This window comes from Nonomuraea longispora, assembly GCF_004348345.1.
In the GTDB taxonomy this organism is placed as follows: Bacteria; Actinomycetota; Actinomycetes; order Streptosporangiales; family Streptosporangiaceae; genus Nonomuraea; species Nonomuraea longispora.
Window position 1 is genome coordinate 1 of the sequence record NZ_SMJZ01000026.1, and the last position, 16,983, is coordinate 16,983.

15 protein-coding genes, 1 tRNA gene and 1 pseudogene are annotated in these 16,983 nt (G+C 70.7%); 12 read left to right on the forward strand and 5 right to left on the reverse strand.

Going from position 1 to position 16,983, the window contains the following annotated elements; translation table 11 throughout:
• Positions 1–409, reverse strand: a 409-nt coding sequence (locus tag E1267_RS09770) for a GatB/YqeY domain-containing protein (protein ID WP_132331987.1), incomplete at its 3' end; no start/stop codon positions are given.
• 89 nt (positions 410–498) lie between these two features.
• Here E1267_RS09770 and E1267_RS09775 point away from each other — a divergent pair.
• From E1267_RS09775 to disA, 7 genes and pseudogenes are all read left to right on the forward strand, one after another.
• Positions 499–1,362, forward strand: a complete 864-nt coding sequence (locus E1267_RS09775; RefSeq protein WP_132332074.1) for a metallophosphoesterase — start codon at positions 499–501, stop codon at positions 1,360–1,362.
• Positions 1,363–1,427: 65 nt separating this feature from the next.
• A tRNA-Pro gene (locus E1267_RS09780) sits at positions 1,428–1,501 on the forward strand.
• Between the two features lie 108 nt (positions 1,502–1,609).
• Positions 1,610–2,223 (forward strand): annotated as a pseudogene (locus E1267_RS09785) (transposase).
• 101 nt (positions 2,224–2,324) lie between these two features.
• The gene (locus E1267_RS09790; RefSeq protein WP_132331989.1) at positions 2,325–3,383 is read left to right on the forward strand and encodes a WD40 repeat domain-containing protein; all 1,059 of its coding nucleotides are present in this window, start codon (positions 2,325–2,327) and stop codon (positions 3,381–3,383) included.
• Positions 3,384–3,716: 333 nt separating this feature from the next.
• Positions 3,717–5,963 carry a M28 family peptidase gene (locus E1267_RS09795; RefSeq protein ID WP_132331991.1) on the forward strand — a complete coding sequence of 749 codons (2,247 nt, stop codon included), beginning with the start codon at positions 3,717–3,719 and terminating at the stop codon, positions 5,961–5,963.
• Positions 5,964–6,015: 52 nt separating this feature from the next.
• A complete protein-coding gene (radA, locus tag E1267_RS09800; protein WP_132331993.1) occupies positions 6,016–7,419 on the forward strand; it encodes a DNA repair protein RadA in 1,404 nt (467 codons plus the stop codon).
• A 41-nt stretch (positions 7,420–7,460) separates the two neighbouring features.
• Positions 7,461–8,537, forward strand: a complete 1,077-nt coding sequence (gene disA / locus E1267_RS09805; protein WP_132331995.1) for a DNA integrity scanning diadenylate cyclase DisA — start codon at positions 7,461–7,463, stop codon at positions 8,535–8,537.
• Positions 8,538–8,809: 272 nt separating this feature from the next.
• Here the strand turns inward: disA and E1267_RS09810 are convergent, their stop codons facing one another.
• Positions 8,810–9,472: a hypothetical protein gene (locus E1267_RS09810; RefSeq protein ID WP_246063674.1), complete on the reverse strand. Its 663-nt coding sequence runs from the start codon at positions 9,470–9,472 to the stop codon at positions 8,810–8,812.
• 360 nt (positions 9,473–9,832) lie between these two features.
• On the opposite strand from E1267_RS09810, the gene E1267_RS09815 reads away from it, so the two are divergent.
• Positions 9,833–10,708 (forward strand): HhH-GPD family protein, encoded by an 876-nt coding sequence (locus E1267_RS09815; RefSeq protein WP_132331999.1) that lies wholly within the window; start codon positions 9,833–9,835, stop codon positions 10,706–10,708.
• Positions 10,709–10,918: 210 nt separating this feature from the next.
• Here the strand turns inward: E1267_RS09815 and E1267_RS09820 are convergent, their stop codons facing one another.
• Complete coding sequence (locus E1267_RS09820; RefSeq protein ID WP_132332001.1) at positions 10,919–11,335, reverse strand: cupin domain-containing protein; 417 nt, start codon at positions 11,333–11,335, stop codon at positions 10,919–10,921.
• Positions 11,336–11,349: 14 nt separating this feature from the next.
• Positions 11,350–11,727 (reverse strand): cupin domain-containing protein, encoded by a 378-nt coding sequence (locus E1267_RS09825; RefSeq protein WP_132332003.1) that lies wholly within the window; start codon positions 11,725–11,727, stop codon positions 11,350–11,352.
• 60 nt (positions 11,728–11,787) lie between these two features.
• Here E1267_RS09825 and E1267_RS09830 point away from each other — a divergent pair, with 60 nt between their 5' ends.
• Positions 11,788–12,258, forward strand: coding sequence for a MarR family winged helix-turn-helix transcriptional regulator (locus E1267_RS09830; RefSeq protein WP_132332005.1), 471 nt, complete (start codon positions 11,788–11,790; stop codon positions 12,256–12,258).
• 94 nt (positions 12,259–12,352) lie between these two features.
• Here the strand turns inward: E1267_RS09830 and E1267_RS09835 are convergent, their stop codons facing one another.
• Positions 12,353–13,294: a TIM barrel protein gene (locus E1267_RS09835; RefSeq protein WP_132332007.1), complete on the reverse strand. Its 942-nt coding sequence runs from the start codon at positions 13,292–13,294 to the stop codon at positions 12,353–12,355.
• A 572-nt stretch (positions 13,295–13,866) separates the two neighbouring features.
• Here E1267_RS09835 and E1267_RS09840 point away from each other — a divergent pair.
• From E1267_RS09840 to E1267_RS09850, 3 genes are all read left to right on the forward strand, one after another.
• Entirely contained in the window at positions 13,867–14,823 is a 957-nt protein-coding gene (locus E1267_RS09840) for a D-alanine--D-alanine ligase family protein (protein ID WP_132332009.1), read from the forward strand.
• 5 nt (positions 14,824–14,828) lie between these two features.
• Positions 14,829–16,199, forward strand: a complete 1,371-nt coding sequence (locus tag E1267_RS09845; protein WP_246063681.1) for a UDP-N-acetylmuramoyl-tripeptide--D-alanyl-D-alanine ligase — start codon at positions 14,829–14,831, stop codon at positions 16,197–16,199.
• A 78-nt stretch (positions 16,200–16,277) separates the two neighbouring features.
• A complete protein-coding gene (locus tag E1267_RS09850) occupies positions 16,278–16,970 on the forward strand; it encodes an aspartate/glutamate racemase family protein (protein WP_132332013.1) in 693 nt (230 codons plus the stop codon).
• Positions 16,971–16,983 lie beyond the last annotated feature (13 nt).

Here is a 16,983-nt window from a genome sequence, read left to right on the forward strand (position 1 = left end):
CGGCCCGCCCGGCGACCTTCGGGTTGACGGCCTTCATGACCTGCCCCATCGCCTGCGGCCCCGACGCGCCGGTCTCGGCGATCGCGGCGTCGACCAGCGCCGCCAGCTCGTCGTCCGACAGCTGAGCAGGCAGATACTCCTCCAGCACCGCCTGCTCGTCGAGCTCCGCCTGCGCCTGCTCGGACCGCCCGGCGTTACGGAACGCCTCCGCCGCCTCCCGCCGCTTCTTGGCCTCCTTGGTCAACACCTTGACGATCTCGTCGTCGGTCAGCTCCCTGGACTCCTTGCCGGAGACCTCCTCGACGTTCACCGCCGCCAGGGCCATCCGAATCGTCCGGAGACGTACCTCGTCCCGGCCCTTCAGCGAAGCCGTCAGATCGGCCTTCAGCTTGTCTTTCAATGCGCTCATGCGCACCATCTTGCCGCCTGCGCGAACGCCCCGCGCCGGATGTCAGGCATCATGAATGGGTGAGGAAAGCCGTCGCAGTGCCACTGTCCATGCTCGGTCTCGGCCTGGCCGGACTGGGTTACGCCTCCGTGGTGGAGCGCAACTCGTTCCGCCTGCGCCGTTTCGACGTACCCGTGCTGGAGCGCGGCCAGCGTCCCGTGCGCATCCTCCACCTGTCCGATCTGCACCTGACGCCTCGGCGTTCGATGCTCATCAAGTGGGTGCGCTCGCTGGGCGCCCTGGAGCCCGACCTGGTCGTCAACACCGGCGACTCGATCGCGCACCCGGAAGCCGTGCCGGCCCTCCTGCACGCCCTCGAGCCCCTGATGTCCCGCCCGGGCCTGTTCGTCTACGGCTCCAACGACCTCTACGCCCCCCAGCCGAAAAACCCGGCCCGCTACCTGTGGCGCACGTCCAGGAACGAACGCCGCCAGAGCGTCCCCAACCTGCCGTGGGAAGAGCTGGGCGCCGGCATGACGTCCGAGGGCTGGCTCGACATGAACAACACCACGGCCCGCGTCAAGGTGGGCGACCTCGACGTGGCCGTGGCGGGCATCCACGACTCCCACATCTCCCGCGACCGCTACGACCTCGTGGCCGGCCCCGCACCTGCCGACGCCGACCTGCGGCTGGGCGTCATGCACTCCCCCGAGCCGAGCAACATGACCCGCTTCGCCGACGACGGCTACCAACTCCTGCTGGCCGGCCACACCCACGGAGGCCAGCTCTGCATCCCGTTCTACGGCGCCCTGGTCACCAACTGCGGCATCGACCGGGCCAGGGTGAAGGGGCTGAGTCGCCACGATTCCGCCTGGCTGCACGTGTCCGCCGGCCTCGGCACCTCGCCGTACGCGCCGGCCCGGTTCGCCTGTTTCCCGGAGGCCAGCCTCCTGACGCTGGTGCCCCGACGATAAAGGCGGTCACAACCACCTTGGGAGTCCGCTAGACTTTTTCAAGCACGTGCACGACGGCGTGCGACCGGGGTGTAGCGCAGCTTGGCAGCGCGCTTCGTTCGGGACGAAGAGGTCGTGGGTTCAAATCCCGCCACCCCGACAGTTGGACCGCAGGTAGAAGGCCGCTTCCGAAGACCGGAAGCGGCCTCTTCTGTCTCCTGAGTGACTAAGACCGTGACTCATTTGGGGATTGATCGTTAGTTCGTTCGTGGATGCGTTTCTTCGACGGCTTGTGCCTGATGAGTTGTGGGAGTTGTTCCAGCGGGTGGTCCCGCCGGCGCCGACGCGACCGCAAGGTGGTGGACGGCGGCGTGTCGACGATCGGGTGGTCCTTGCGGCGATCGTGTACGTGGCCACCACCGGGTGCGCCTGACGGCAGTTGCCGCCGGTGTTCGGCGCCTCCTGGCAGACGGTGCACCGCCACTTCACCGAGCGGACCGGTCTGCCCCTGGCTGTCGCGATCAGCGCCGCCAATGTCCACGACAGCCTGGCACTGGAACCGCTGGTGCGCTCGATCCCGCCCGTACGCTCCCGACGTGGCCCCCGACGTCGTCGACGGGGCAAACTCCACGGCGACAAGGGCTACGGCTACCCCCATCTGCGCACCTTTCTGCGCGTCCGCGGCATCACCCCGCGCATCGCGCGCCGTGGGATCGAGTCCAGCCAGCGCCTGGGACGTCACCGATGGGTCGTGAGAGGACCTTCTCGTGGCTGGTGGGCTGCCGCCGCTTACACCGACGCTACGAACGTCGGGCCGACCACTTCGCGTCCTTCGTCGCCGTCGCCGCGGCTCTCCTCTGCTACCGCCGACTGGCCAAATGAGTCACCGTCTAAGGGGTCGCGCGGATAGGCGGCTGGCCGCCGTCCGGATCGGTGTGCTGAGCAGACGGTTGGCGAGCCGATTGTCAGAGGAGGTTGCCAGGATGTTCGCCATGACCGTTCACTCTCCCTTGATCTCCAGCCTGCCTCCGTCGTGCCACGAGATCGTGGACTTCGATCTCGTCACTCTCGACGGCAAGTTGATCCTCGTCGGCAGCCCCGGGCAAGACCGGCGTGCGTGCACCTGGGATCCGGCCAGCGACCGCTGGACACATCACGAGCTCGACATCGTGGACGAGCGCTTCCCGCTCACGGACCTCACTGCGATCGGTGCTGCGGTGGTGGACGGCCGGATCGTGATCGGCGGCGGAGGTGACCACCAAGGCTTCGCCATGTGGGATCTGGAGACAGGCAAGGTTCGGCTGAGCGCACAGGAGGGCGGCACGGGCTCGGTGGTCAGGGCCGATTTCGGTGATCGCTCGATACTGCTCGTGGGATTCGTCGGAACTTGGGGCGTGCAGTTGTGGGACCCGTCCGATGCCGAGCCGGAGGACTGGGGTGACGGCGATGGCGACCTTGACGACGAGGACGATTCGGTGACAGAGCCGGAGCAGCCCTCGCCTTATGACTCTCTCGTGGACATTGAGGAGCTGGAATGCCAGTCGGGCGCCAGTAGCGCCGCCGCGGCGGGACTGTCGGCAGGCCGGCCGGTCGTGGTGGCCGGCGGCCGGGATGGTGGCGTGCTGGTGTGGGACGTCGAGGAAGAGCGGCACCTCGTCGAATTCGACGACCTCGAGGAGAAGCCCACCGAGTTCGCCCTGGCCTCGGTCGACGGTCGTATGTGGGTGGTCGCAGCGGGCGGGCAGAGCCTCGTGCTGGGAGATCCCGAATCCAGCGGTTGGGGCGAACCCTTCACCGTGCCCGGGGGCGAAATCAGGTGCCTGACCGCGGGAACCGTGTACGGTCGTGCGTTCGCCGCCACCGGCGCGATGGACGGTGCCATCTGCGTGTGGGACCTGGCCGAGCGCCGGTTGCTGGGCCGGCCGCTCCAGGGGCACGGCAGCGAGGTGTTCGGACTGCGGGTGGCCGATCTTGACAGCCGCCCGGTGATCATCAGTAGTGCTCACAACGACCCGGTCCACCTCTGGGAGTTCCCGTTGTAGAGGTCATGGGCAGCGGTTCGGGCGTTCGTCCCAGCGGTGGGTGGTCCGTGCTCGGCGGATGAGACTGCCATGATCACCAAGACCTGTGCCCGTTCTGTTGCCGGGTCCCCCCACGCCTATCTGCGCGCCCTCAAAGGCACGGAGGAGCCCGACGTAAGCCGCAGAGCCCGACGAGGCGCGGAGGGCCTGGCATGGGTCGCGGAAGGGCCCGACGTAAGCCGCGGAGCCCGACGTGGGTCGGGGAGACGCGCCTGGTGTAAACCCTTCGGCTGACGTGCGAGATCGTCCCACGGGTTGATTCGCTGGGCTGGCCGTGGAGCCTACCGTTGCCGCATGGCCCGCAACGCTCTGCTCGGACTCCTCGCGCTCGCGGCGCTGCTCGCGGTCACGCTCATCGACCTCGCGCCCCCCGCGCCGCTCGCCGCCGACGCGCCCGCAGGATCCTTCAGCGCCGTCAGGGCGCACGAGCACCTCCAGATCATCGCCAGGGCGCCGCATCCGGTCGGGTCCGCCGAGCACGCCCGCGTGCGCGGCCATCTGATCGCAGAGCTGCGTGAGCTCGGCCTGGACGTGCGCGTGCAGGAAGGCGTCGGCGTCCTGCCCCTCGACGACTACGACGACGCCGTCCCCATGGGCCGGATGCGCACCATCGTCGCCACCCGGCCAGGCACCGACCCGACGGGCAAGGTGGTCCTCGCCGCCCACTACGATTCGGTGGCCGCGAGCCCCGGCGCCTCCGACGACGGCGCGGGCGTGGCCACGATCCTCGAGGTCGCCAGGGCTCTTCCTGACAAGGTGAGGAACGACGTGGTCTTCCTGCTCACCGACGGCGAGGAGGACGGCCTGCTCGGCGCGGAGGCTTTCACCAGGAAGGGCTTCGCCGGCGAGGGCACCGTGGTGGTGCTCAACAACGAGGCGCGCGGCAACCGCGGCACCGTGCAGACGTTCCGCACCTCGCCGGGTGCCGCGCCCCTCATGTCTCTGTACGGCTCCGTCGCGCCGCACCCGTCGGCCGACTCGGCCTTCGCCGCGGTCATGAGCGTGTTGCCGAACAACACCGACTTCCACGCCTTCGGCCGGGCGGGCTGGCTGGGGATCGACTCGGCGTTCGTCGGAGGCGGGGCCTACTACCACTCGCCCCTCGACGACCCCGCGCACCTCGACCAGGGATCGTTGCAGCAGATGGGCGCCAACTCGCTGGCCCTCACACGCGCCTTGGCGGAGACCGACCTGGCCTCGATGAAGTCCGGCGACGAGCTGGTCTACTTCACCGTCCCGGGGCTGCTGGTCCGCTATCCGGCCTGGCTGGAGCCGGTCGTCGCGGGCGCCGCGCTGGTGCTGGCGGGCGTGCTGGTCCGGGTGCTGCGCCGACGCACCGGCTCCCGCCCACCGTCCATGGACGGAACGGCGTCCACGTCGCACAAGCCCGAACATGGGACGGCGTCTGCGCCGCACACGCCCGACAACAAGACGGCGTCCGTGCCGCGCACCTTCGCGGCGGCCGGGCTCGCGTTCGTGCTGGTGGCTGTCACGGCCGCGGCCGGTTACGGCCTGTGGCCGCTGCTCCAGCTCATCAGGCCCGAATACGCCGGCATGCTGGCGGGCGACCCTTACCGGCCGTGGCTCTACCAGGCGGGGCTGCTGGTCCTCACACTCGCCCTCGTGCTGGCCGCCCGCCGGTTCGCCGTGCACGGCGCCTCGTCGGTGCTGCTGGTGGCGCTGCTCGGCGTGCTGTTCGCCGTGCTGTCACCCGGCGGCTCGCACACGCTGACCTGGCCGGCGCTGTTCGCGGCGGCGGGGTGGCTGGTGGCGCGGCGGGTGCGCGGCGACGGGTGGCAGGTGCTGGCGCTGACCCTGGGGTCGACCCCCGCCGTCATGCTGCTGGGGGGCACCGCGGTGGGCTCGCTGGACATCGGACTGCAGTTCGGCGGGGTGCTCGCGGCGCCGCACTTCGCGCTCATGCTGCTGCTGTTGCTGCCGCTCATCGATCGCGTACGCGTACGCGGCCTGCCTGTGGCGGCGGCCGTCACCGCGGTGGGGCTGATCGTGGCCGGGCTGGCGGTGGACCGGTTCGACGCCGAGCACCCGCGGCAGGTCCGGCTGGCCTACGCCATGGACGAAGGCAGCGGGCAGGCCGTCTGGGGCAGGCTCACCGATGAGCCGGGCAACGACGGGAAGCGGTGGTTCGGCCAGGACGGATGGGCGACCGAGCCGGCCCCCAAGGCCGCCGCTCTCCGCGCGCCCGCCCTCGACGTGCTCAAGGACGAGAGCGCCGCGGGCAGGCGTACTCTGACCCTCCGGCTCACCCCGGCAGGCACACCCCTCGTCGGGCTCAGCGTCGAGTCACGGCTGGGGCCGCTCGTGGTGGACGGGAGAGAGCTGCGCACCGGAAACGGCTTCACCTATCATGCGCCCTCCGGGCCGCTGGAGGTCACCCTCGTGGTGCGGGCCGGCGAGACGACACGGGTCCGGGTCTTCGGACGGGGCTACGACCTGTCGGTGGTGCCGGGCTACGAGCCGCCTGCCGAGACCGCCGTCATGGGGCCGCAGACCACGGTGTTCCGCGAGGTGACGGTGTGACGCCCGGGGCGGGGCTCGAAGATTGTCGGTGCCTGCCGCTAGCCTGCTCCGCATGGCCAAGACTGCCCCGAAACCTGGATACCGCTGCGCCGAGTGCGGCTGGCGCACCACGAAGTGGGTCGGCCGGTGCGGCGAGTGCCAGGCGTGGGGCACGGTCGACGAGGAGGGCGCGCGGGGCGTCAGCGTCGTCCAGGCCGGCGCCACCACCGCCCCCGCCCTGCCGATCGGCCAGGTCAAGGCCGAGGTGGCGGCCGCCCGCACCACCGGCGTCGCCGAGCTCGACCGGGTGCTCGGCGGCGGCCTCGTGCCGGGCGCGGTGGTGCTGCTGGCGGGTGAGCCGGGCATCGGCAAGTCCACGCTCCTGCTGGAGGCCGCGGCCCGCGTCGCCGAGCGGGAGACGGTCCTCTACGTGACAGGTGAGGAGTCGGCGGCCCAGGTGCGCCTGCGCGCCGACCGCATCGGCGCCATCCAGGACCGCCTCTACCTCGCCGCGGAGACCGAGCTGTCGGCCCTGGTCACCCACGTGGACAAGGTGCAGCCGACCATGCTGGTGGTCGACTCGGTGCAGACGGTGGGCTCCGCCCAGGCCACCGGCGTGCCCGGCGGGGTCACGCAGGTCCGCGAGGTGGCGGCCAACCTCGTGCGCCTCGCCAAGGAGCGCAACATGGCGACCGTGCTCGTCGGCCACGTCACCAAGGAAGGCTCGATCGCCGGCCCGCGTACGCTCGAGCACCTGGTCGACGTCGTGCTCAACTTCGAGGGCGACCGCCATTCCAGGCTCCGCATGGTGCGCGCTATCAAAAACCGGTTCGGCCCCACCGACGAGGTCGGCTGCTTCGACCTGCACGAGCGGGGCATCGAGGGCATCACCGACCCGAGCGGTCTGTTCGTCTCGCGGCGCAGCGAGCCGGTGCCCGGCACCTGCGTCACCGTCACGGTCGAGGGCACCCGCCCGCTGCCCGCCGAGGTTCAGGCCCTGGTGGCCCGCACCGACGCCCAGCAGCCCAGGCGCACGTCGTCGGGGCTCGACACCTACCGCGTGCAGATGATCCTCGCCGTGCTGGAGCGCCGGCTCAACGCCCGGCTGGGCGGGTGCGACGTGTTCACCGCCACCGTGGGCGGCATCAAGCTGGCCGATCCCGCCATCGACCTGTCGGTCATGCTGGCCGTCGCCAGCGCCGCGGGAGACAAGCCGCTGCCCGCCGGTCTGGTGGCGCTCGGCGAGGTGGGCCTGGCGGGCGAGCTGCGTCCGGTCAAAGACGTCCGCAGGCGGCTGTCCGAGGCGGCCAGGATGGGTTTCAAGCGCGCCCTCGTGCCCGCCGGATCCCTCGAAGAGGGCGGCCGTCGCCGTAACGGGCAGCGTGCTCTGGTGCCCGTGGGGCCGGTGGCGTTCGCCCCCGGTTTCGAGGTCGTCCAGGCGGAGAACGTCTGGGACGCACTCACACACGTCACATAAGCGAGGCTAAGCTGGGCGTGACCGATCGACACGGGGGTCAGGTGGATAGGAGTCTTGACGACCGTCGTCGCGAAGCCCTGGCAGCTGTGGCCCCGGGCACTCCGCTGCGCGACGGCCTGGAGCGCATCCTGCGCGGGCAGACCGGCGGGCTGATTGTGCTCGGCTACAACCGGGTCGTCGACAAGGTCTGCAGCGGCGGGTTCGAGCTCGACGTCGACTTCTCGGCCACCCGGCTGCGCGAACTGGCCAAGATGGACGGCGCCATCGTCGTGAGCGGCGACCACAAGATCGTGCGCGCTGCCGTGCACCTCGTGCCCGACCCCGCCATCCCCACCGACGAGTCCGGCACCCGCCACCGCACCGCCCAGCGCGTCGCCCGGCAGACCGGCCTGCCGATCATCGCCATCAGCAAGTCGATGCGCATCATCGCCCTCTACCTCGACGGCATCCGCTATGTCCTGGAGGAGTCGGCGGCGATCCTGTCGAAGGCCAACCAGGCTCTTGCCACGCTCGAACGTTACAAACACCGTCTCGACGAGGTCTCCGGCACCCTGTCGGCCCTGGAGATCGAAGACCTGGTCACGGTCCGCGACGTGGCCGCCGTCGCCCAGCGCCTCGAAATGGTCAGGCGCATCTCCGACGAGATCAAGGGCTACGTCGTCGAGCTGGGCACCGACGGCCGGCTGCTGTCCCTGCAGCTCGACGAGCTCGTCGCCGGGGTCGACTCCGAGCGGGAGCTGGTCATCCGCGACTATCTCCCCGCGCCCGCCGGCCGCCGCCAGCGCCGCCTGGTCGAGGCTCTGCACGACCTCGACAAGTTGTCCGGCAACGAACTGCTCGACCTCGCGGTGGTCGCCCAGGTGCTCGGCCACAACGGCACCGACATGCTCGAGACCCCGGTGAGCCCCAGGGGGTTCCGGCTGCTCGCCAAGGTGCCCCGCCTGCCCGCCACCGTGGTCGACCGTTTGGTCAACCACTTCGGCGGGCTGCAGAAGCTGCTCGCCGCCAGCATCGACGACCTGCAGGCGGTGGGCGGCGTCGGGGAGTCGCGGGCGCGCAGCGTACGCGAGGGCCTGTCGCGCCTCGCCGAGTCCTCCATCCTCGAACGTTATGTCTGAGTGCCGGCCGGAAGCGTGTGGAGTTCCGCGGCCTGCGCTGTGACCGGGAACGTACGTCTGCGGGCTCGATCAGTCCGATCGCCTGCTTTCCCACCCTCATGAGGTCTGCGAGGGAGGCCGTCGAGCTCTCCGCGGCCGGTGCACCAGAGTGGAGTCTCCAGGCAGGGCGGCAGGGAAGAGCCGGTTGCGTATTGCCGCGCTCAGCGGTGCTGGTGGCAGTCGGTCGACGGACAGTCCCTGCCCCAACCAGGCGAACCTTTCCGGTCACAGCACTAACGCAGGTGGAAGACGCCCTTGCCGCTGCGGAGTTCGCCCATGCGCGCGGTGGCCACGTACGTGCCCGGCAGAGCGGTCGCCGAGGTGGCCCGGCAGTCGGCGCTGGAGCGGCGGCGGTCCCATTCCACTGACCTCACGTGGGGCACTCCCCGCTGGAGCTCCTCGACCTCCGTACCCGATCCGCTCACGCAGTCGGCGTTCGACCAGATGCGGTCCGCCCCCGAGGTGATGCGGATCTCCATGGCCCGCGGCCCCACGTCGGCCGTGCACATCACGGGCCCGGTGTTGACCAGCGTGACCAGGAAGGTGGGCCGGGCGTCGCCGGCGTAGATCTGCTCCTTGCCGATCTGGAGGCTCAGCACCAGGTCGTCCTCGGCGCAGGGCTGACCTGGCTGTTTCTGCTCGGCGGTGGGGGTCGGTGTGGTGGTGGCCGTCGGCGTCGGCGACGGGCTGGCCGTGCCGAGAGCGAGCGTACGCAGCCCGGCCAGCAGCGGGTCCACGCTGGGCGTGGGGCTCGGTGACGACTGCGCGCTCGACGTACGGCCCGGTCCGCTGCCGCCGCTGGAGCACGCCCACGCCACCACGGCCACCACGACGAGAACCGCCACCAGCACGCTCATCCGACGCCGCCAGTAGACGTCACCGCCGTCGCCGCGCATCGAATCCGGGTCCATCGGGTTCGCGCGGTGCTCCCCACCTGCTTCACCAGGTGGAGGACCCCGCGCTCCCTCCCTTCCGATCTGGTCGGTTCCTGTGGTCGTTGCCTTGCCGGTCGTGAGAGTCGGAAAGCGTGTGTGCGCAGGTCGCTCGCTCACGTCCCCGTTGCGCCCCACCAGCGAGCGGGCCGCCGCGCTCGAGCAGTGTGTGAGGGCTCGCCCTTCGCCAGGCCGTGCCAACGACTCGGCAAGAAGCCTCTCCCTTCAGGGAGCGGAGGAGTCACCACGCTCAGCATGGTAATTGTCCAGCCACGAAGAGTGACGACACGCCGAAGGCCGCGAACTCGGCATACGCTTGACCGCGTGGTTGAGCCGAACCTCCTGCACGCCCCCGTTCTCGACTGGTACGCCGACAACGCCCGGGACCTCCCGTGGCGTGCCGCCGACGCCACACCGTGGGGTGTGCTCGTCAGCGAGATCATGCTCCAGCAGACCCCGGTCACCCGCGTCCTGCCCGTCTGGCACGAATGGATGGCCCGCTGGCCCACGCCCAAGGCGCTGGCCGCCGAGCAGCCGGGCGAGGCCGTACGCCACTGGGGCCGGCTCGGCTATCCACGCAGGGCGCTGCGGCTGCACGCGTGCGCCAGGGCCGTCACGGAGGAGCACGGCGGCGAGGTGCCGTCCGACCACGCGACCCTGCTGTCGTTGCCCGGCATCGGCGAATACACCGCCGCCGCGGTCGCCAGCTTCGCCTACGGCGGCCGCCATCCCGTGCTCGACACCAACGTGCGCAGGGTGTTCGCGCGGGCGTTGCGCGCCGAGGAATACCCGCCCACGGCCACCTCGGCGGCCGAGCGGCGGCTGGCGGAGGCACTCCTGCCCGAGCTGGACGCGCCCCGCTGGGGCGTGGCGGTGATGGAGCTCGGCGCCCTCGTCTGCACGGCCCGCGCGCCACGCTGCGCCGACTGCCCGATCACCCACCTGTGCGCGTGGCGGCTGGCCGGCAAGCCGCCACACTCCGGCCCCGCACGAAAGGGCCAGACGTACGCGGGCACCGACCGCCAGTGCCGCGGCCGCCTTCTCGCCGTGCTCCGGTCAGCTCACGGACCGGTCCCGAAGGCGGCGCTCGACGCCGTGTGGGACGACGCGGTGCAGCGCGAACGCGCCCTGGACGGGCTGGTGGCCGACGGCCTCGCCGAACCTCTCGACGACGGCACGTACCGCCTCCCCCACTCCTGACTCCCGGCTTCCGGAGACACCCGCCTCCTGGCTGCGAGCCGCCGCACCGAACGACGCTGTGTACCTGCCGTCGGAACGGTCGCTCTCGCCGCCACGCCGAGGTGCGCGACGGGCCGCTGTCCGAGCGACGGCCGCCTGGCGGAACGGCGTCAAGGCTCCACGCGCCGCCTGACCGGCACGACGGGTGCGAGGTGCCGCTGGGCGAGGTTGTCAGCGGGCCCAGGGTGGGACGGTACGTTCCGTGCCCTTGGGTGCCAGGTCGCAGGCGTCCGGTTCCGACACGCCGCCAGGGTTGTAGACGTGGGCCCCAGAAGGCGCCGCGACGATGGAGACGAACCCTCGCTCGGCGTCGGCGAACATCTGCCTGCTCACGTCTGCGGGCAACACCATGGTGTCCCCGGGGCCAACCTCGTACCGCTGGTCACCGAGATCGACGACGGCCGCGCCGTCGAGCCAGGTCCACACCAGCTCGGCGTCGAACGCGTGCACCGGCCCCACCATGCCGGGACGGGCCTCCACCCGCCACACGGCCTGCTCAGCCCCTCCCTGCGACGGTGAGGCAAGTGTGGTCATGACGCCGTTGGGCGTCTCGATCCTGCGGGAACCAGCGGACCGGACAACGGCCATAGTGATCACCCTCCTCAGACGATCCACGGCGGAACGCCGTAGTCGGCGCCGTCCTCGGCGAGAGCCCTGGCACCAGCCGGGGCGGTGACGACGGCGGTGTAGCCGCTGCCGGGGTCGGCGAGCACGCGCCGCACCGTGCGCGGGGGCATGACGACGGTGTCGCCCGCCGCGACCTCGAACCGGTCACCGCCCAGTTCGACCACGGCAGCTCCGGCCGTCCAGTTCCACACCTGCTCGCTGTCGAAGTCGTGTACGGGCCCGCACGTGCCCGGCTCGACGTCCACGCGCCACATCGCCCGCGAGGCCCCTCCCTGCGCCGGCGAGGCGAATGTCGTCATGACCCCGGCAGGGGTCCGCGTCCGCCGCGCCTCGGCGTCACGAATGACAGTCACGCCCTCAACCTCCTAGGATAGGCAACCAAGTTGTCCATATAGTCAATCAGGTTGTCTAACATGTCAAGTGACGCCCCCGGCTTCGAACTTCCGCTCCGCCTGCTGCTCGCCTTCAGGGTGCTGATCGACGAGCTGCACGACGAGCTGGCCCGCCAAGGTCACCCGGACCTGCGGCCCATGCACGGGTTCGTCATGCAGGCGATCGGCCCGCGCGGCACCACCGCCGTCGAACTGGGCCGCATGCTCGGCGTCTCCAAACAGGCCGCGGGCAAGACCATCGACACCCTCGAACGCCTTGGCTACGTCGAACGCACCACCGACTCGCACGACACCCGGCGCAAGATCACCCGGCTCACGCCGTACGGTATGGACGCGCTGACCCGCTCGGCCCGCATCTTCGACGACCTGCGCGCCCGCTGGGCGGACGAACTCGGTGAGGACCGGCTGCACGCCCTCGAAGCCGACCTGCGCAGGCTCACCCCGGACGGCCTCTGGCGCCTGGACACCCCGGGCTGGTTCGGCTCCCTCTGACCGGCGGACCGGGCGATCCGCGCGCTTCCCGGTCGTAGGCCCGCCGCCGCTCGGAGACGACGTCGAGGAACGCCGAGCCGCGTCCGGGCGGGCGCTAGGCGGCGAGCTGCAGGCCCAGGCTGGTCAGGTTCGTACGGGCCCAGGCCAGCTCGTCGGCGAGCAGCGACACCAGCGCCCCCGGCCCCTTGGCCCGCCCAGGCACCATCAGGTTGTGCGTCTCCACCTCGATGTGCGCGCTCCCGCTGACCGCCCCCGACAACATCGCCGTCAGCGTGTCGTGCAACACGGCGCCCGTGCTGCTCGGCGTCTCCCCCGTGTGGCTGTGTACGTGCCCCAGCTTGACCACCGGCGCGCCGGCCTCGGCCAGCCCCTTGAGCGCCACGCCCGCCTCCTCCGCTCCGCCGGCCAGGTGGCAGGCGTCCAGGCACACGCCCAGGTGCTCGGAGTCGATGCCGCACACCCGCTCCAGCGCCTGCTCGGTCGTCTCAAGCACGCACCCGGGCCACGGCTCGAACCCGACCCTGATCGTCTTGCCGGTCACGCTGTAGATGCCGCGCAGCTCGCGCGCCAGCCGTTCGAGCCGGCGGGTGGCGATGGAGTGCAGGTCGGCGGGCCAGTCGCGGCGCCAACCGATCGGTATGGTGGAAATGCTCCCGAACCGTACGTCGTCGGGAAGCAGGAACGCCAGAATCTTGGCCAGGGCCATCGTGTAGCGGTAGCGCTCGGGCTTGGCCCAGTCGGGGCCGGGCACGTCCTGGTTGCGTCCCCCCGTGCCGTTGAGGCTGACGACCTCGAGGCCGCGCTCCTCCAGGGAGCGTCGCAGGCGTACGAGCTCGATGCGGTCGGCCGTCAGGTGGTCGGCGACGGCCGGCGACAACCACAGCCCGATGCCCATGCGCTCGACCCCCAGCCGCTTGCGCACGGGCACGGCGTAGCGGGTCAGATGGGCGATCAGGTTCTCCAGGTCCTCAGCGGGGTGGACGCCTGCGTTGTAGGCGAGGTGAACGAGCGTTCCGTCATCGTGACGCAGGCGCATCGGTTTCCTCCAGGCTTGCGTTGTGTCTTCCCGTCGCCCGCCTCGGACGTGCGAACCCTGTGAGCATGCCTGCCGACGGGTGGCGAGCGCGTCCGCCCTGGGTTGACTTCGTACTACTCCCGGGGGAGCAGTCGCACCAAGGCGAAGCTCTACACAGTGTAGTACTACTTTCGGTGGCGAAACACCTCGGCACTGAACAATCGGGCAACGACCGCATCCGGCGGAGCTCTCGACGCGCGGATCTTGCAGGGAACGTCATGTTAGAGGCACGGTCCGTCACACCGGGCCGGATTGACGAATTCACGGCCCTCTGAACGGTTCATCATGCCGCTGAGCGCCTACCGCCCGCTCCAGGACAAACCGGCATCAGAGCCGCCCTCGCAAGCCCGCAGACAACATCTCAGCCGCGGAGGGCAGGCAGGCACACGGCTCTGACGGGCGGGCCGAGCGTGTCGAACCGGCCCGTCACCCCCCGATCGGCAGCAAAGCGGACAGCGAATGGCCTGGTAACCGGTCACGCGAAGAGCCGACACTCGGCGGGCTGGTCCTGCCGTGGGAAAGGCTGATCGATCGTGAGTGAACGCGTGCGCGTGGCCGTGCTGGCGGGCGGGCCGTCGGCCGAGCATGAGGTGTCGCTGCAGTCGGCGCAGGCCGTGCTCGACGCTCTGCCCAAAGACCTGTACGAGCCCGTCGCCGTCATCATCGACCGGCAGGGCAGATGGCCGGTGGAGCCGCGACCTGATCTGGCGGACGTGGTCTTCCCCGTGCTGCACGGGCCGTTCGGGGAGGACGGCGTCGTCCAGGGATTCCTGGAGACGCTGGGCATCCCGTACGTGGGCTGCGGCGTGCTGGCCTCGGCCGTGGGCATGGACAAGGTCGCGATGCGGCGCGCGTTCCTGGCGGAGGACATTCCGGTCACTCCCCATGTGTGGTTCACCGAGCATGAGTGGCGCGGCACCACCGACCCCCTGGGTCTGGTGAAGTCGCTCGACTGGCCGATGTACGTCAAACCGGCCGGCATGGGCTCCTCCATCGGCATCTCGCGTGTCACCTCCATGGAGGAGCTGCGCGCGGGCGTGGACCTGGCGCTGACCTACGACCGGATGGTCGTCGTCGAGCAGGGCGTGACGGCGCGCGAGATCGTCTGCGGCGTGCTCGGCGGCCATGACGCGCCGGACGCATCGGTGCCCGGCGAGCTCATCGTGCCCGGCGACTGGCTCGACTACGAGGCGAAATACCTCAGCGGGGCCGAGATCGCCACCATCCCTGCCGCGCTGCCGGAACACGTGGCCGAGGACGTACGCGAGCTGGCCCTGCGCGCGTTCCGGGCGATCGGCGGCTACGGCCTGTCCCGTGTCGACTTCCTCTACGAGGAGGACACGGGGCGCCTGTACGTGCTGGAGATCAACACCATGCCCGGTTTCACCTCCCGTTCCGTCTACGCCAGGGCCTGGGCCGCCAGCGACGTCCCGTACCCGGACCTGCTGCACCGCCTCATCGACCTGGCGTTCGCCAGGAGGCGCCCGTGATCCCCATGACGCTGAACGAGATCGCGCGGGTCGTCGGCGGGAGCCTCCACGACGTGCGCGACCCGCAGGCGACGGTGACGGCGCCCTCGGCGGTCGACTCCCGCGAGGTGCTGCCCGGCGGCCTGTTCGCCGCGGCGGCCGGCGCCAACGTCGACGGTCACGAATACGCGCCCGGCGCCATAGCGGGCGGCGCCGTCGCCGTGCTGGCCTCTAGGCCCGTCGGTGTGCCCGCCCTCGTGGTCGAGGACGTGCAGATCGCGCTCGGCCTGCTGGCCAGGCACCTGCTCGAACACATCAGCCCGGTCGTGATCGGCCTGACCGGCTCCGTGGGCAAGACCACCACCAAGGACCTGCTCGCCCAGGTGCTCGAAAGGCACGCCGCGACGGTCGCCACCGACAGGTCGTTCAACAACGAGCTCGGGCTGCCGCTCACCGTGCTGCGCGCCGATGCCACCACCCGGTACCTGGTGCTGGAGATGGGCGCGGGCAGGAAGGGCGACCTGACGTATCTGACCGGGATCGCGCCGCCGCGGGTCGGGCTGGTGCTCAACGTCGGCACCGCACACGTGGAGCGCATGGGAGCCGGGCCCGCCGACGTGGCCGAGGCCAAGGGCGAGCTGGTCGAGGCGCTCCCGGCGGACGGGTTCGCGCTGCTCAACGCCGACGACCCGTACGTCAGGGGGATGGCCGGCCGTACCAGGGCGCAAATCCTGTGGTACGGCCGGTCGGCGGAGGCACAGGTGCGAGCGGGGAACGTGCGGATGACCGACGGGGCGCGGACCGCGTTCGAGCTGGTGACGCCCTCCGGCCGCGCCCCGGTCGAGCTCGACCTCATAGGTGAGCACCAGGTGAGCAACGCCGTGGCCGCCGCCGCCGTCGCCACCGTGCTGGGCCTGGACGCCGCCGAGATCGCCGGCGGGCTGAGCGCCGCACGGCGGCGCTCAGCGGGCCGGTTGGAAATCGCCGAACGACCTGACGGCGTCACCATCGTCAACGACGCCTACAACGCCAGCCCCGACTCCATGCGGGCCGGGTTGCGGGCGGTGAAGGCCCTGGCGGGCGCACGTCGTACCGTCGCCGTGCTCGGCGCGATGGGGCAGCAGGCGGAGGCCTCGCGCGCCCGGCACGCCGAGATGGGCCGGCTCGTCGCCGACCTCCACTTCGACGTGCTGATCGCGGTCGGAGCAGGGGATCCGCTCGCGATGGCTCAGGCGGCGGAGTCGTCGAACCCGGAGATGGCCGTCCACACCGTCGAGGACGTGGCCGAAGCCCTCAGCCTGGCCACCGCGCTGCTCGAACCGGGAGACGTGGTGCTCGTCAAGGCCTCCAGCGAGATCGGGCTCGGTGCGTGCGCCCGCGCGCTGGCCGGCGCCTGACCGGTCGCGGCGCGGACGTGGGCATCGTCCGGCAATCCATTTTCTGGCCTTCAGAACGAGCAGGCGAAGCGAGGTTTCATGCGCACTATCGGTCTCATCGGCGGATTGAGCTGGGAATCGACGGTGATCTACTACCAGATCATCAACCAGCGGGTACGCGAGCGACTCGGCGGCAGCCATTCCGCCAACAGCCTCATCTGGTCGGTCGACTATACGACCGTCGAGGACCTCATCTTCGCCGACCGCTGGGACGAGGTGAGCACGTTGCTGACCGGCGCCGGCGGGAAACTGGCGGATCTCGGTGCCGGCCTCCTGCTCATCTGCAGCAACACCTTCAGCCGGGTGGGCGACGACGTGGAGCGGGCCGTGAGCGTGCCCGTGCTGCACATCACCGACGCGCTGGGCGCCGAGATCCGCGCCAGGGGCATGCGCAGGGTCGGCCTGCTGGGCACCCGGTTCACCATGGAGCAGCCCTTCTACCGCGACCGGCTGGCCGCTCACGGCCTCGACGTGGTCGTCCCGCGGCGTGAGCAGCGCGAACTGGTCCACCGCGTGATCTTCGACGAACTGGTGCGCGGCGTGCTCCGGGAATCGTCCAGGGACGCGTACGCCCGGATCATCGATGATCTCGCGGACGACGGGGCCGAAGCCGTCATCCTCGGCTGCACGGAGATCGAACTGCTGGTCGGCGAGAAGGACAGCGCCATCCCGGTGCTGCCGAGCGCTCGGCTGCACGCGGAGGCGGCGGCCGCCTTCGCACTCGCCGGCTGACCGGGTGTGGCCA

Excerpts from the sequence above, each read along its gene's own strand:
- E1267_RS09845 (WP_246063681.1), top strand. The coding sequence starts at position 14,829 with ATGACGCTGAACGAGATCGCGCGGGTCGTCGGCGGGAGCCTCCACGAC.
- E1267_RS09795 (WP_132331991.1), top strand. The coding sequence starts at position 3,717 with ATGGCCCGCAACGCTCTGCTCGGACTCCTCGCGCTCGCGGCGCTGCTC.
- E1267_RS09810 (WP_246063674.1), bottom strand. The coding sequence starts at position 9,472 with ATGCGCGGCGACGGCGGTGACGTCTACTGGCGGCGTCGGATGAGCGTG.
- E1267_RS09850 (WP_132332013.1), top strand. The coding sequence starts at position 16,278 with ATGCGCACTATCGGTCTCATCGGCGGATTGAGCTGGGAATCGACGGTG.
- radA (WP_132331993.1), top strand. The coding sequence starts at position 6,016 with ATGGCCAAGACTGCCCCGAAACCTGGATACCGCTGCGCCGAGTGCGGC.
- E1267_RS09835 (WP_132332007.1), bottom strand. The coding sequence starts at position 13,294 with ATGCGCCTGCGTCACGATGACGGAACGCTCGTTCACCTCGCCTACAAC.
- E1267_RS09775 (WP_132332074.1), top strand. The coding sequence starts at position 499 with ATGCTCGGTCTCGGCCTGGCCGGACTGGGTTACGCCTCCGTGGTGGAG.
- E1267_RS09830 (WP_132332005.1), top strand. The coding sequence starts at position 11,788 with ATGTCAAGTGACGCCCCCGGCTTCGAACTTCCGCTCCGCCTGCTGCTC.
- E1267_RS09820 (WP_132332001.1), bottom strand. The coding sequence starts at position 11,335 with ATGGCCGTTGTCCGGTCCGCTGGTTCCCGCAGGATCGAGACGCCCAAC.
- E1267_RS09790 (WP_132331989.1), top strand. The coding sequence starts at position 2,325 with ATGTTCGCCATGACCGTTCACTCTCCCTTGATCTCCAGCCTGCCTCCG.